The sequence below is a fragment of the Saccharibacillus sacchari DSM 19268 genome (assembly GCF_000585395.1).
Classification (GTDB): Bacteria; Bacillota; Bacilli; order Paenibacillales; family Paenibacillaceae; genus Saccharibacillus; species Saccharibacillus sacchari.
Map to the genome: position 1 here is coordinate 2,190,352 of NZ_KK073875.1, position 13,169 is coordinate 2,203,520.

General features: G+C 54.9%; 13 protein-coding genes, 1 pseudogene and 1 riboswitch. Of the genes and pseudogenes, 6 read left to right on the plus strand and 8 right to left on the minus strand.

Annotated features, from left to right (window positions below):
* Nucleotides 1–70 precede the first annotated feature (70 nt).
* Entirely contained in the window at nt 71–565 is a 495-nt protein-coding gene (locus SACSAC_RS09345; RefSeq protein WP_245608613.1) for a MerR family transcriptional regulator, read from the minus strand.
* Nucleotides 566–710: 145 nt separating this feature from the next.
* Here SACSAC_RS09345 and SACSAC_RS09350 point away from each other — a divergent pair, with 145 nt between their 5' ends.
* Complete coding sequence (locus SACSAC_RS09350) at nt 711–1,574, plus strand: SDR family NAD(P)-dependent oxidoreductase (protein WP_051507008.1); 864 nt, start codon at nt 711–713, stop codon at nt 1,572–1,574.
* Between the two features lie 487 nt (nt 1,575–2,061).
* Nucleotides 2,062–2,553, plus strand: coding sequence for an EVE domain-containing protein (locus SACSAC_RS09355; RefSeq protein ID WP_037292520.1), 492 nt, complete (start codon nt 2,062–2,064; stop codon nt 2,551–2,553).
* A gap of 159 nt (nt 2,554–2,712) precedes the next feature.
* Here the strand turns inward: SACSAC_RS09355 and SACSAC_RS09360 are convergent.
* Nucleotides 2,713–3,813 (minus strand): annotated as a pseudogene (locus SACSAC_RS09360) (threonine aldolase family protein).
* Between the two features lie 142 nt (nt 3,814–3,955).
* On the opposite strand from SACSAC_RS09360, the gene nudC reads away from it, so the two are divergent.
* Nucleotides 3,956–4,810, plus strand: coding sequence for an NAD(+) diphosphatase (nudC, locus tag SACSAC_RS09365; protein WP_037285565.1), 855 nt, complete (start codon nt 3,956–3,958; stop codon nt 4,808–4,810).
* A gap of 369 nt (nt 4,811–5,179) precedes the next feature.
* On the plus strand, nt 5,180–6,112 hold the full coding sequence (locus SACSAC_RS09370; RefSeq protein WP_084778441.1) for a cation diffusion facilitator family transporter: 933 nt from the start codon (nt 5,180–5,182) through the stop codon (nt 6,110–6,112).
* A 128-nt stretch (nt 6,113–6,240) separates the two neighbouring features.
* On the opposite strand, the gene ribD is transcribed toward SACSAC_RS09370, so the two are convergent.
* From ribD to SACSAC_RS09385, 3 genes are all read right to left on the minus strand, one after another.
* The gene (gene ribD / locus SACSAC_RS09375; protein ID WP_037285566.1) at nt 6,241–7,341 is read right to left on the minus strand and encodes a bifunctional diaminohydroxyphosphoribosylaminopyrimidine deaminase/5-amino-6-(5-phosphoribosylamino)uracil reductase RibD; all 1,101 of its coding nucleotides are present in this window, start codon (nt 7,339–7,341) and stop codon (nt 6,241–6,243) included.
* A gap of 6 nt (nt 7,342–7,347) precedes the next feature.
* A complete protein-coding gene (locus tag SACSAC_RS09380; protein WP_037285567.1) occupies nt 7,348–8,136 on the minus strand; it encodes a GTP cyclohydrolase II in 789 nt (262 codons plus the stop codon).
* 474 nt (nt 8,137–8,610) lie between these two features.
* Nucleotides 8,611–9,702 (minus strand): FAD-dependent monooxygenase, encoded by a 1,092-nt coding sequence (locus SACSAC_RS09385; protein ID WP_037285568.1) that lies wholly within the window; start codon nt 9,700–9,702, stop codon nt 8,611–8,613.
* Between the two features lie 326 nt (nt 9,703–10,028).
* Here SACSAC_RS09385 and SACSAC_RS09390 point away from each other — a divergent pair, with 326 nt between their 5' ends.
* Nucleotides 10,029–10,364: a winged helix-turn-helix transcriptional regulator gene (locus tag SACSAC_RS09390; RefSeq protein ID WP_084777990.1), complete on the plus strand. Its 336-nt coding sequence runs from the start codon at nt 10,029–10,031 to the stop codon at nt 10,362–10,364.
* A gap of 340 nt (nt 10,365–10,704) precedes the next feature.
* On the opposite strand, the gene SACSAC_RS09395 is transcribed toward SACSAC_RS09390, so the two are convergent.
* The 3 genes from SACSAC_RS09395 to SACSAC_RS09405 all read right to left on the minus strand — a co-directional run bounded on the left by SACSAC_RS09395 (nt 10,705) and on the right by SACSAC_RS09405 (nt 12,308).
* The gene (locus SACSAC_RS09395) at nt 10,705–11,019 is read right to left on the minus strand and encodes a DMT family transporter (RefSeq protein WP_037285569.1); all 315 of its coding nucleotides are present in this window, start codon (nt 11,017–11,019) and stop codon (nt 10,705–10,707) included.
* 2 nt (nt 11,020–11,021) lie between these two features.
* A complete protein-coding gene (locus SACSAC_RS09400; protein ID WP_037285571.1) occupies nt 11,022–11,363 on the minus strand; it encodes a DMT family transporter in 342 nt (113 codons plus the stop codon).
* A 78-nt stretch (nt 11,364–11,441) separates the two neighbouring features.
* A riboswitch (guanidine-I (ykkC/yxkD leader) is annotated at nt 11,442–11,540 on the minus strand.
* Nucleotides 11,541–11,612: 72 nt separating this feature from the next.
* Complete coding sequence (locus SACSAC_RS09405; protein ID WP_051507009.1) at nt 11,613–12,308, minus strand: thermonuclease family protein; 696 nt, start codon at nt 12,306–12,308, stop codon at nt 11,613–11,615.
* 200 nt (nt 12,309–12,508) lie between these two features.
* On the opposite strand from SACSAC_RS09405, the gene SACSAC_RS09410 reads away from it, so the two are divergent.
* Nucleotides 12,509–13,081 carry a 5' nucleotidase, NT5C type gene (locus SACSAC_RS09410; RefSeq protein ID WP_037285574.1) on the plus strand — a complete coding sequence of 191 codons (573 nt, stop codon included), beginning with the start codon at nt 12,509–12,511 and terminating at the stop codon, nt 13,079–13,081.
* Nucleotides 13,082–13,169 lie beyond the last annotated feature (88 nt).

The following is a 13,169-nucleotide window of genomic DNA, read 5'->3' on the forward strand; positions in this document are numbered from 1 at the left end:
TGATCGGCCTTTCTTTTTATGAACGTGCATTATCCGTATTTGGTTTGACTTCCGCGCGATCGAAACACAATCAGCGGAACTTGCTGTCCCGCTTCGCAGGCAGCCCCGGCCCTTCCTGGGGATCGGCGCCGCAATCCTGCTTGTTCATCAGCGTCCCCTGCGCGAGCTTGAGGTCGATAAAATCGACGATCGTTTGCAGCGAGGAGATCTGCTCCAGCACATTTGCGCGATACTGCCGGATGCGTTCGAACGCTTCGGGCGTTTCCGACAGGTCTCCGGTGCGGGACATATCCAGATACGGCTTCATTTCATCCAGCGGCATCCCCGTTTTTTTCAGGCACAGAATCAACTTCATGGTCTCGACGTCGCTCTCCGCGTAGATCCGATGACTGTTCGCGCGCCGCTTCGCTCTCGGCAGCAGGCCGATCTTCTCGTAATATCGAATCGTGTCCTCGGGCAGTCCGGTCAACTCCGAGGTTTGCTTGATCGTATATCCCGTCGGTTCGGCTTCGGCCGTATCGGTTCTCGGCATAACTTCCGTATATTCAAGTGCCTGCTTTGCCATGATCATCTCTCCTTTGCTGACGGCTCATCGTTCGTGTGGGTTGAACCGAGTATACCGCTTGGAGCCGGCTCCAAGTTATACACTGTCTCCAATCCGCGAGAATACTCGCAATTCCGACTACGTTGACCACATTGGAGGCTTTTCCATGAATACTTTAACTCTCGCTCGTCCGGCTGCACGAACAGCCTTAATTACCGGCGCCAACAACGGCATCGGCTTGGAATTGACGCGCCGTCTGTTGACGGAAGGCTGGCATGTCGCGGCGCTGATCCGCTCTTCTTTTGCCGCAGACGACGAAGTGACGGCCTGCGCAATCCGCGACGGCCGAGTTCGAATCTACGCGGCGGAACTGACCGACTTTTCGCAACTGGCTGCCGCGCTTCAAAAGATTCAAACCAACGAAACGGCAATCGACGTCCTGTTCAACAATGCGGGCGGAAGCCTGCCGGAACTCCGTTTCTCTCCGCAAGGACGCGAGATGCACTACGAATTGCAAACGGTCGTGCCGTATATCATCTACCGCGAGCTAAAAGATTTACTGCTGCGCGGTTCGCTCAAGACCGTCATCGGCACCTCGTCGAACGCGTTCAACTACACGAAAATATTCGATGCCGACAACCTGGCTCAACCCCAACGTTTCAAGCAATTGACCGGCGCTTACGCCGACACCAAACTCGCCATGTCCCTCTGGACGCAAGCACTCGCTCCACGCGAAGCGAAAGACGGCATCTTTCTGCGCAGCGCCGATCCCGGACCGAACAACACGATCCGCAAAGGCAAAAAGTCCGGCCTGCCGTTCCCTGTCAATTACTTGATGCGATTCTTCTTCGCGCCGCCAACGCAAGGAGCAGGACGCTTGCACGATGCGGCTTTCGGCTCCCATAAAAGCGACGTCGGCGCATTGATCGACAAGAAAGGCATCGTAACCTTAAAATTCGCCGACCAGGCAGAACGCATACTGGAGAACGTGGACCGAATTTACCAAGAAGAGTTTCGAGTTTTGATGTAAAAAATACTACTGATCATAGAGTTGATAGAGCATAGTAGCCAACTCGCCTAGGGCGTGTCGCATAAAGGTATTTCAAACAAAGCCACATCGTGTCGAAAAAGTCCAACGCAGCTGGAAGCGAGAAGACGGAGAGAGAAATTCAGTGAAATACAGGATTTCGAAGAAAACCTGCGGTAACATTCAGTTCTATGTTGACGCCTTTGAACTTGGAAAACTTCAACTCAAACTTTCAATCGACTTTTCCAAGTGAGACAGCGAATTGTGAAGCATTTCGAAGAAATGCACTTCGGGAGCCTATGCTGGCAATTTCTCTCGCAGTCTTCTCGCTCCCCCCCACCAAAGTAACTTTCAAGAGCAGCCTGACTACTGACACTAAGATGTCAGCAGCAGTTGTCTATACTATGGAGGAAACCATCTCGCATCCACAGGAGGATTCTCCATGACACACACAAGTTCCGCCATCTCGCTTTCACCTTCAGCTGATCTCATGCTGCCCGGACTTCGCTATTGGGTCGGCGTCGTCTCCGCGTCCCATGTCGATCACGCGATCGAGCAAGGAATTGCGCAGACCTGCCACGGCAAAGCCCACGCGCTTAACCGGATGCAACCCGGTGACTGGCTGATCTACTATTCGCCGCGTACGGATATGAACGGCGGCGCGCCGCTGCAAGCTTTTACGGCCATTGGGCAGGTTGCCGACGATCGGGTGTACCGCCATAAGGTGAGCGATGCGTTTATTCCATATCGGAGAGATATGCAGTATCTGCCTGCGAAACCGGTGCGGATTGCGGGCTTGCTGGAGCAGTTGTCTTTTACGAAGGGCCGACGCAGTTGGGGGCAGGCTTTTCGCTTCGGGCAGTTCGAGATCACGCCGGAGGACTTTCGGCTGATCGCGGATTTGATGCTGGAAGACGCGGATGAGCAAGAAATAAAGCCCGAAGCTCCTTTACGCGAGTCTCAGCTCGAATTCGAGTGGTAATGTCGGCGCGTTCGGGAATGCCGGATCGTGATCGCCGTAAAACATGCGAACGCGAACAAGCAATAAAAAGCTTTGTGAAACAACCGCGCAAAAAGCCGCCGCGATCAGGCATCCACCTGACTGCGACGGCTTTCTTTTCGAATGACCGGATGGTTGATTCTATTTTTGCGCGTCCGAAATTCTTTTGCCCAGCAGTTCGATCGCCTCGCGCAGTTTATCCTTCGGCACCGCCTCGTACAGATCGCCGATCGCAATCTCCGTCGCGCAAGCCGTATCGCTGATCTCCTTCAGATAAGCAACCAACGCAATGCCCGTCTCTGCCTGCACGCCTGCAATGATCGGTCCGGCCGCTTCGGCCGACAGGCCGTTCACATGCAAATGGAACATATTCGACACCGGCACTTCCGGCCGCGTTCGAATATTCGGCTGCTAGTTGTACCACGCCGCCAGTTCCTTGGCCTCCTCGTAATACTGTTCCATCTTCGGCAAACGAAGATCCAGATAATACTCCGAACTGAGAATGTACGGATACAAGCTGATCAGATCGCCGCCGTGGCGTCTTTTCCAGACTTTCGATTGCTGCGCCAGATCGGCGTCGCCCAGCAGCATCGCACCCGCAATTCCGCCGACTCCTTTATAAAACGATACATAGATGCTGTCGAATAACGCACTGACTTGCTCGGCCGTTCTCCCGTAGTACGGCAGGATCTCGAACAGTCTGGCTCCGTCGAGATGCAGCGCGATGCCCTTTTCCCGGCAATAGGCCGAAATGGCTTCGATCTCCGCGTAATCCGGCAGTTCGCCGCCGATCTCGCGCTGAGGCAGCTCCAGCAGCAGGCAGGCGACGTTTTCCGGCAGCTTTTTCACATCGTCCAACGTGATCAACCGTTCCTCGTCCGCAAGCAGGATCGGTTCCAGATGATGCAACTCCTTCAAGCCGTCCTGCTCGTGAATTTCCAAATGGCAGAGCGGGTGGTAAGCGACGGTCTTGCTGCCTTTGCGATCGCTCCAGATGCGCAGGGCGATCTGTTGGGCCATCGTGCCGCTCGGGAAAAAGACCGCCGATTCCTTGCCCAGCATCTCCGCCAGCTTGCGCTCGAACTTCTCGATCGTCTCGCCGCGCCCGTACATATCGCTCGGCGTATCGCCGTCCGCGCCTTGCAGCGCCTGAAGCAGCACGTTTACGTCGCGCGGGCCGTTTCCGACCGTGCGGTATTCGGCTTGCTTGAACGTATCTGCCAAAGTTAAAGCTTGATTCATAGGGAAATGCCTCCTTTTGCCCGAACGGCTTGGTTTAATCCGTCCGATTCGCATACGAATATTGTAACGCTCTTGCCCCGGATCGACCATGCTTTCATAATAAAGGATGTACTTCCATTCCAATCCGAAAGGTTCTGCTTCCATGCAAAAATCGAAATCCGGCATCTATGATCGTTACACGCCCGCTCTGAACGCGGAGCCTACGGATACTCCTGCTTACTGGTTCGTCTTTCTCGCGGATACCGGACGGCTGCTGCTGAACGAACAAGAAGGCCTGGCGGCGCTGGCGACAGCGACCGACGCAGACCAACTCGGCTTCCGGTCCGTTCGCTCGCTCTATCTCGGCACGCTGGACGGCGCGCCGTGTTATGCCGCCGAAGCGCCGGAAGGAACCGAGCCTCCGGTCGGATCGGACTTTCTGCCGCTGCGAGCGCTGTACGACCGAATGGACGAGGACTTGTTCCATCTGGCCGGACGCGCGCTTCAGATTCTGAATTGGGACGACACCCACCGATTCTGCGGGCGCTGCGGCAGCACTTTGACACTGGCCGCTCGGGACCGCGCCAAGGTCTGCCCGAACTGCGGCCTCAGCCATTACCCTCGTCTCTCGCCTGCCGTCATCACCGCAATTTTGAAGGACGGGAAAATTTTGCTTGCGCATGCGCCGCATTTCCCGGACAATATGTACGGTCTGATCGCGGGCTTCGCGGAGCCGGGCGAGACGCTGGAAGATTGCGTGCGGCGCGAAACGATGGAAGAAGTCGGCATCGAATTGGGCGAAATCCGCTACTTCGGAAGCCAACAGTGGCCTTTTCCCAACTCGCTGATGATCGGATTCGTCGCGGAATACGCAGGCGGCGAGATCGCGGTGGACGGCGAAGAGATCGAGCATGCGGACTGGTTCGCTCCGAACGAGCTGCCGAATATCCCGCCGAAGGTCAGCATCGCGCGCAAAATCATCGACTGGTATACGGAAGAATACGGCGGCAAAGCGTGAGTTTTCCCGCGAATCTTCACTCGGTTTTAAAAATGCCGTCCGCGATTTTCCGGATGCGAGGCTGACCGGACGCGGACAGCCGTACCGTCACCCGATGCGGAAGCAGGCAATCCGCGATCGCGCCGGAATCGATGCAGCGATTTGTTCCAGCTCGCCGATTCCGGGTACATATGCTATACCGTCGTACCCTTTCAACTCTTAATCAGAGGATTACGTTTAACGTTGACAAGGTAGCCGTGCACTAAAGTAACTTTCACACCCAACTTGAAGGAGGCGTCGTTCGTGGCTGAAGCCAATCCGTCCGATATCGGACAGAAAGAAACACTAGGTTCGCTGATCAAAAAAGGAAATACGTCTTCGGCCGTCGCCATGGCGGGCAACGCGGTACTCGCAGCCGCCAAAGGCGGAGCCGCTTTATTCACCGGAAGCGGCGCCATGTTCGCTTCGGCGATGCACTCGCTGGCGGATGCCGTGAACCAAGGCTTTGTCTTCGTCGGCAGCGTATTATCCGAAAAGCGGCCAAGCCGCCGGTTCCCGGTAGGATTCGGACGCGTCATCAACATTTTCTGCATGATCGCCGTGATTGTCGTCACGATCATGGCTTACGAGACGATCCACGAAGGCATTCATCTGCTTCAGCATCCCGGGGAAGCATCCGGGGGCTTTTGGATCAACGTCGGCGTGCTCCTGCTGAACATTTTGGTCGACGGCGCGATCCTGATCAAAGCGTCCAAGGAAATCCTGAAGGAAGCCCGTGCGCCCAAGGCAAGCGGATTCGCGCTTCTGCCGGCCGCTTTCAAAAACGTCGGCCGTGCCGCGCCTCCGACTCGCCTGGTCTTCTATGAAGACATCGTAGCCGTGCTCGGTGCCTTTTTCGCCCTGATTGCCGTCGTGGTCGTATCGTTTACGAACTTCGCCCTGATCGACGGCATCGCGACGACGCTGATCGGCTTCCTCATGATCGCGGTCGCGTTCCGCGTCGGCTACGACAATATGATCGGCCTCATCGGCGTATCCGCTCCGCAGGACGTCGAAGACAAAGTCTCCGCCGCCATTCTCGGAGACGCGGACGTTCGGGATATCGAAAGCATGCGGATCATTCAAGAAGGGCGTTACTACCATGTCGATGCAGTCGTGGAGCTGCGTACCGGACTGACGCTCGGCGATGCGGACGATATCAAGATCCGTATCCAGCAGCATCTCACGACGGACCCGGACATCGCGGACGCCGCGATTTCGATCGTCGAAGACGACGGGAAAACAAGCTGGAAGCGGCGGGAAGCGGAAGTAGAGAAAAACTAGGCGCTCCAAGTCGCTTGTCTCGAATATATAAAAAAACGTCAAAAAACCGGCTCTCCATTCGGAGAAGCCGGTTTTTTATATCGAATCCAGTTAAGACTTGTCATACGGACGGAGTCTCGCAGCTTAGCTCAACCTTTCGGAAAATACGCCTCGAACTTCAAATCCGGTCCCAATTGCTCGACGGTAAGCCCGGTCAATCCGACCGCCTCGTTCATATTCGCGATCCCCAAGCCTTCGATAAAGGTCGGAGCATCCTTGCCGCCCACGAGCTTCGGCGCCATGTACAGCACCAGCTTGTCCGCAAGACCCTGCTCCACGAACGAAGCGATGACCTGTCCGCCGCCTTCGACCAGCAGCGAGGAGATTTCGCTTTCCCCGAGCGCGTCCAGCACTTGTTCCAGTTTCACTCGCTCGCCTGACGTCTCGATCACGCGCACGCCTGCCGCTTCCAGCCTTTCCCGCTTGGCGGCGTCGGCGTTCGAGCCGGTAAAAATCCAGGTCGGCGCTTCGCCGTCCGTAACCACGCGCGCATCTTCCGGAATGCGAAGCGTGCTGTCCAGCACGACGCGCAGCGGATTGCGGCCGTTCGGCAGACGGGTGTTGAGCTGCGAATCGTCATGCAGAATCGTCTGCACGCCGACCAGAATCGCCCCGCTCTCATGACGCAGCTTATGTACGTCTTCGCGAGCTTCGGCCGACGTGATCCAACGGCTGCTGTTCGTGCGCGTCGCGATTTTCCCGTCCAGCGTCGTAGCCGATTTCACCGTGACAAAAGGGCGCTTGCTGACGATATAGCGGTTGAATACTTCATTCAACTGCTCGGACTCCTCGCGCAGCACGCCTTCGATCACTTCGATTCCCGCATCGCGCAGAATCTTGATCCCGCGTCCCGCAACGAGCGGGTTTGGATCGGGTGCGGCAACCACGACGCGAGACAGACCGGCCTTCACGACGGCCTCCGCGCACGGACCTGTACGGCCATGGTGCGAGCAAGGCTCCAGCGTGACGTAGATCGTGCCGCCTTTTGCATGCTCCCCGGCCATACGCAGCGCATGAATCTCCGCGTGCGGCTCGCCCGGCTTCAGATGCGCGCCGATGCCGACGATCCGACCGTCATTGACGATGACCGAGCCGACCAGCGGGTTAGGCGCGGTTTGACCTTTTGCGGCACGCGCATTTTCCAACGCGAGCCGCATATATTTTTCATGGATAGACTGTTCGTCGCTCATGCTTGTTCAGTCTCCTCCTTCGGCAGTCGGCAGTTGCGTCAAGCCTTCGATCGGATTTTGCGTCGCGAAGTGACCCGACCGATTGACTTTGGTACGCAGGTATTTCTCGTTAAACTCGGAGACGTCGCCCCACAGCGGCGTACGCCCGGATACGTTCATGCCCGACGCTCTCAAAGCCTCCAGTTTGCGCGGATTATTCGTAATCAACGTGACCGGCTGCTCGCGCAGGAACTTCAACACGCCGATCGCGCCGTCATAGTCGCGGGTATCGTCTTCGAAGCCGAGAGCCAAGTTGGCTTCGACGGTGTCCATGCCTTGCTCTTGCAGGATGTACGCCATGGCTTTGCTGAACAGGCCGATGCCGCGTCCTTCGTGATTCGCCAGGTAAAAGAGCGCACCCGAACCATGTTCCGAGATCATTTTCATCGATTGGTGCAGCTGGTAGCCGCAATCGCATCGTCTGCTGCCGAAAATATCGCCGGTATGGCAGATGCTGTGCATGCGGATCAGCGCGTCAGGCGAATTTTCGAAGTCGCCGTACACGAGCACGCTGGATTGTTGGCCTTCGGCCAGATTCATCGTCGGCAGGCTGCGGATCAATTCCTCAGGCGACATGTTCTCTCCGCCTTCGGGCTGCTTCATCCAGCTGTACCAGCGGAACACGATCGTTTCGCCTTCCAGATTGACAGGCAGCTTGATCGGACCGACCAGGACATAGCCTTCGTTGGAATTTTTCGGGGAAGGGATATTATGAATGCTATCTTTGAGCAAAAAAGCCGCATTGTTGTTCACCATGATGGCACATCCTTATTTTCGTATTGGTTAGGGCTTGTACGCAGACTCTGCCGAGAGCAGATTGGGCTGAATTTTCGTTCTCGGCAAGGAATTTTTCCGCAGGCGTGCCGGGGCATGTCAAGGGGAAATGACGCGGCCATTGGTGGATGACTATACGCTTCAAGTAGACATCCGCCGAGGACGAAAAGGCAGGTCAAGATGCACGGCATTGAGTTTGCGTACATGCCCTAAGTCGGGTAAGCCGCCAAGCAGGCATTCGGGCAGCCGGCAGGTTTTCTTCCTACAGCAAGCTGCTCTCCTGTCGCGGACCGTGTATGGTTCCTCGATAAAATGGACACGGCACCTGTCGGTTCCGCATCCTCGTTACTTATACGTTCGCAGCCCAAGCAAATTCGGATCACTTTTCAGCCTGCATTTATTTGAGCAGTGCTTTTCATTGTAGCGTCTGTCTGTATATTATCGTCGCTTTGAATGTTAAATATTAAAATTTTGAGCATAAGTCAATTCCATATCGACCTGCTCGCGCTGTCTGCGCTCTACATCGCCGCGACGGCGTTGTTCCAATCGATCCAACGGCTCGCTGGTATCCTGCCTGCGTTCCAGACAAGTCAGAAGCTCCTCATGCAATACGTCCGCGTCGCGCAAAGCTTCGTTCAGTCCAAAGGCGCCTGTAGGCGTCATCGTATGCGCGGCATCGCCAATCAATACCAGACCGGGCTGCGCCCAACGTTCCGACTTACTGCTAAAAATATCAAGCAGCACGAAGTCCTGCCAGGACGTGATATGCTCCCGCACGCTAGGTTCAAGCTTCGGAAAAGCATCGATCAGCGTCTGCGTCAATTCTTCGAACGGCCGCTTGCGCAGCTCCTTGTACGAGTCTTCTTCGATATTCCAGCCGACCTGCACATAGCCGCGGGCCTGCGTGAACAGATGAAGCTGCTGGCCGTTCTGGATGGTGGAGCACATCACCGGCTCCCAGCCTTCCGGCGCAGGAATTCTCGCCCACAGCAGATCGTATCCGTGTCCTTCGGCGCTCACCGGGATTCCCGCATATTTGCGCACCGACGAATATCGGCCGTCCGCTCCGACGACCACATTACTGTGAATCTCCAAGTCATGGCCTTCCGCAGTGCGGACTTTCACGCCTGTATACCGTCCATCCTCGCTTTGCAACAAACCGCGTACCATCGTGCCGGGCATATACGTGAAGTTGGGATATTGCTTGGCTTCGTCCAGCAGGGCATGGAGCAGATCAGCTTGCGGGATATGAATCCCTACATTACCGTCCAGCGTATCCGGCAGGATCGTCTTGACGACCTGGCGGTGATCCCAATATTCAAGCCGAACGAGCGGCAGTACGGCTTCCGGGTTAATTTTGTCCAAAATGCCGTGCTTGTTCAATACGCGTTCGCCGTCACCGTTTATGATTTCTCCGCGGAACGACGGTCCGGGTACCGGTTGCTTTTCGACCAGCACAACGTCCGCTCCGCGACGGGCCAGCAGGCACGCCAGCAACGTGCCGGCCGGGCCTCCACCCGCGATACAAATCTCCGTATGTCGTTCCATCTTTCTGTCCTCCGATTTCGCTTGCATTTAAACCAACGAATATGATTGGTTTCTTTATTAGGGATAGACGCTTATACATTGTTCGTATAAGCGATACGAGTCATAGAATTACTTTATGTAACCAAGTATATTTATTTAACACATCATAGTCAAGTATTAATTATTACGAAATGTAAGCTTGTTTATTTTAATCACCACATGTATAATAAAGAAGCAACAACGCAAATGTAACCCTCTCAGTGCCTGGAACTTCGGGCTTATCTTTTATAGATTTTTTTAACGCATGAGCAAGATAACAACCAATCATATACTGGAGAGTGATACCATTGGCCGCAGAGTTGACCCAACTGTGCCCGAGATTTGAGAAAGCGATTGAAGTTCTGAGCAAACGCTGGACGACCTTAATCATTTATCGGCTAATGGACGGCCCCCGCCGCTTCGTGGACATCGAAAGCTCGTTGTCCAACCTGAGCGGCAAGGTGCTGTCGGAACGACTGAAGGAACTTGAAGAAGAAGGCATCGTCCTTCGCACGGTATACCCGGAGAAGCCGGTACGGATCGAATATTCGTTGACGGATATGGGACGGGACTTGGCTCCGGTGATGGACGATATTCAAGGATGGGCGACGCGGTGGATTAAGGTGAAGCAGGAGCAGGTTTAAAAAAGACACCCGCAGGGGTGTCCGCATTGTCGAGAAAGTCACTCCGGCGTGGGAAGCGAGAAGACTGCGAGAGAAATTGCCAGCATAGGCTCCCGAAGTGCATTTCTTCGAAATGCTTCACAATCCGCTGTCTCACTTGGAAAACCTGATTAGAATTTAAGGTGTAGTTTTCCAAGTTCAAAGGCGTCTTTCACTGAATTTCTCTCTCCGTCTTCTCGCTTCCAGCTACGTTGGACTTTCTTGACACATCGAGACACCCGCAAGGGTGTCTTTTTTTCATGCTCCGGCTATTTTAAAATAGATTTGGAATAGGATCTTCATGTTGGAGATTATTCATTTATCAGCTCACCAACTTCAACCCCACCGCAGAACCGAGCACCAACGCGATGCAGAGAACCCGCATGACGTTCTTCGATTCCCCGTAGAAAATCATCCCGAGAATCGCGCCGCCGGAGGCGCCGATGCCGGTCCAGACGGCGTATGCGGTGCCCATCGGCAATGTCTCCATCGCGAGCGACAGGAAAATAAAGCTTAAGCCGAAACTGCCTGCCATCATCATGAAAGCTTTGATATTTTTATCTTGGTGCAGTTTGTTGATCATCAGTACGCCGACCATCTCGAAAATTCCTGCCAGAATCAAAAATGTCCAGTTCATCGTCAAGCCCCTCCTTTTTCTTCGGTTTTACCGTGACTCAGCAGTTTCAAGCCGATGACGCCCAGCAGCAGCGTGCCGATCATCACCAGCTTCGCCAATTGAATCTCGGCTCCGAACAACACGATCTCCGCAATGACCGTACCCGCCGTACCCAAGCCCACGAACACCGCATATACCGTACCGACAGGCAGCGTTCGCGAAGCGGCGATCATCAGGTAAAAGCTGACCACGATCGCAATGAACGTTCCGGCCCATTCCCAGACTCCCGATGCGTGTTTCAACCCGATCACCCAACCTACCTCGAACAGCGCGGCAATTACGACGGACATCCAAATTTTATTCATGATTTCATTTCCTCCTCTTTTCACTCAATCGACATGAACGCAAAAAAGCCCGGGAGAATAAACCGCTCTTCGCAGTTCATCTCCCGGGCTTTTGTCCCTCCGTGGCACGGCATGCGCCGTGAGTTTTCTCTCGGACCTGTCCGACCTTATAGCCGCGGAACCCTAGAAAACATTCGCTCATGTAATTGTTCCCTTCATTATACACACCGGGTCTCCCGGGTCAAGCCTTATGCATCATTGAAACAACGATTATTCCGCAGCTTCCGGGTGGAATCCGCGATTGTCCGCGTACCCCTCAATGCTCCATACGCCCAGTTTCTTCTGCTTGGCCTGGTCTTGAATCTTCCGGAACTCGTCGATATATTTGTCGTTCGGTTGATACACCACGACGCGCGCCAAGCCTTGTTCCAACAGCTGCTCATTGACCATGTGGCCGTCCAGATAAACGTAAGCCAACATCCGGTCGTACTGATCGCGCTGCTCCTCGTCGAACTCCAGCTCAACCTGTTTCCCGCCCAGCAGCTTTTTCGCATACTCGCTCGCTTCCGGGCCGAACGGCTGTACCGGGGTTCCTTCCTTCTTCGTCTCCGGCGTGTCCAGCAGCAGCATGCGCACGCGCTCGCGGCTGCCGTCCTCAAGAATCGCGATAAACGTATCCCCGTCGACGGTGCGCTCTACGGTAGCCGATACGCGCCCGTCAGCCGAAACAGCGTCTTCCGAAGTCTGGTCGCCACTTGCCGCGCTTCCTTGCGTATCCGTTTGCGGACTGTTGTCCGTCGATGCGGTTCCGCCCTGATCCAGCAGATTGCCCAACATCTCCCGACCCGGCCCCGTAAAAAGAAGCAGTCCCAATACAACGACGGTCGCGATGATCGAGAGCAGACTCCGCTTCGGCCCTCCGCCGGGATTTCCGTTTTGCGGATTGCGATGTTCTGGTGATGTCATGTCCGTTCCTCCGATTCCTCATACTGCGTATTCCTTTGTCTTGCGCTTCATTGTTCATACCCGTTTTTCTTGTAAAAAGCAAGCCGTTCCTGCCGCCTTATCCCGATTTCTTTGCCATTGCGCGTCAAGTTCGTTACAATGCAGATATCCGCGTTTTCAGGAAATCAACAACGCTTTTTCAAGCAATAGGAGAGATTGTCATGAGCAAAAAAATCGTAGCCATCGACATGGACGACACGATCTGTCATCTGGTGCCGAAAGCCATCCACTACCACAACGCCGCGTACCCGGACCTTCAGTTGAGCATCGATCAGGTAAGCAGCTTCGATCTGAGCACCATCTGGCATCCGGATTGCAACGAGGAGATTTTCTTCGGACGGCCGAAGTTATATGAAGAACTCGAAATTTTCGACGAGCATACGATCGAGGAGGTGCGCCGCATCAGCGAAGAGCACGACGTCATCATTGTCACGGCGGCCCGCCCTTCGGCGGTACCGGAGAAATGGAATTGGCTTCAGCAGCATATGCCGTTTATCCCGTTCGAAAACTTCTTCGTCGCCAAGCGCAAATACCTGCTGGAATTCGATCTGCTGATCGACGACGGTCCGCATAATCTGCTGGCCGCGCGCGACGCCGGCAAACGCACCATCGGCATCCCGCGTCCGTGGAACCTTCCGCTGCAAAGCGAGTTCCTCATGAAGGATTCGTGGGACGGCATGGGCGAACTGGTGAATCGGGTACTGTCCGGACCAGGTTTTCCTGTAAAAGGGTAACGGCAAAGCCGGACGATTCTATGCAAAACTCCCGCAGCAGCGAACGCTCAGGCGCCGTTGTTCCGGGAGTTTTTTTAATAAGCATTTG

Excerpts from the sequence above, each read along its gene's own strand:
- SACSAC_RS09345 (WP_245608613.1), bottom strand. The coding sequence starts at position 565 with ATGGCAAAGCAGGCACTTGAATATACGGAAGTTATGCCGAGAACCGAT.
- SACSAC_RS09350 (WP_051507008.1), top strand. The coding sequence starts at position 711 with ATGAATACTTTAACTCTCGCTCGTCCGGCTGCACGAACAGCCTTAATT.
- SACSAC_RS09355 (WP_037292520.1), top strand. The coding sequence starts at position 2,062 with ATGCTGCCCGGACTTCGCTATTGGGTCGGCGTCGTCTCCGCGTCCCAT.
- nudC (WP_037285565.1), top strand. The coding sequence starts at position 3,956 with ATGCAAAAATCGAAATCCGGCATCTATGATCGTTACACGCCCGCTCTG.
- SACSAC_RS09370 (WP_084778441.1), top strand. The coding sequence starts at position 5,180 with ATGGCGGGCAACGCGGTACTCGCAGCCGCCAAAGGCGGAGCCGCTTTA.
- ribD (WP_037285566.1), bottom strand. The coding sequence starts at position 7,341 with ATGAGCGACGAACAGTCTATCCATGAAAAATATATGCGGCTCGCGTTG.
- SACSAC_RS09380 (WP_037285567.1), bottom strand. The coding sequence starts at position 8,136 with ATGGTGAACAACAATGCGGCTTTTTTGCTCAAAGATAGCATTCATAAT.
- SACSAC_RS09385 (WP_037285568.1), bottom strand. The coding sequence starts at position 9,702 with ATGGAACGACATACGGAGATTTGTATCGCGGGTGGAGGCCCGGCCGGC.
- SACSAC_RS09395 (WP_037285569.1), bottom strand. The coding sequence starts at position 11,019 with ATGAACTGGACATTTTTGATTCTGGCAGGAATTTTCGAGATGGTCGGC.
- SACSAC_RS09400 (WP_037285571.1), bottom strand. The coding sequence starts at position 11,363 with ATGAATAAAATTTGGATGTCCGTCGTAATTGCCGCGCTGTTCGAGGTA.
- SACSAC_RS09405 (WP_051507009.1), bottom strand. The coding sequence starts at position 12,308 with ATGACATCACCAGAACATCGCAATCCGCAAAACGGAAATCCCGGCGGA.
- SACSAC_RS09410 (WP_037285574.1), top strand. The coding sequence starts at position 12,509 with ATGAGCAAAAAAATCGTAGCCATCGACATGGACGACACGATCTGTCAT.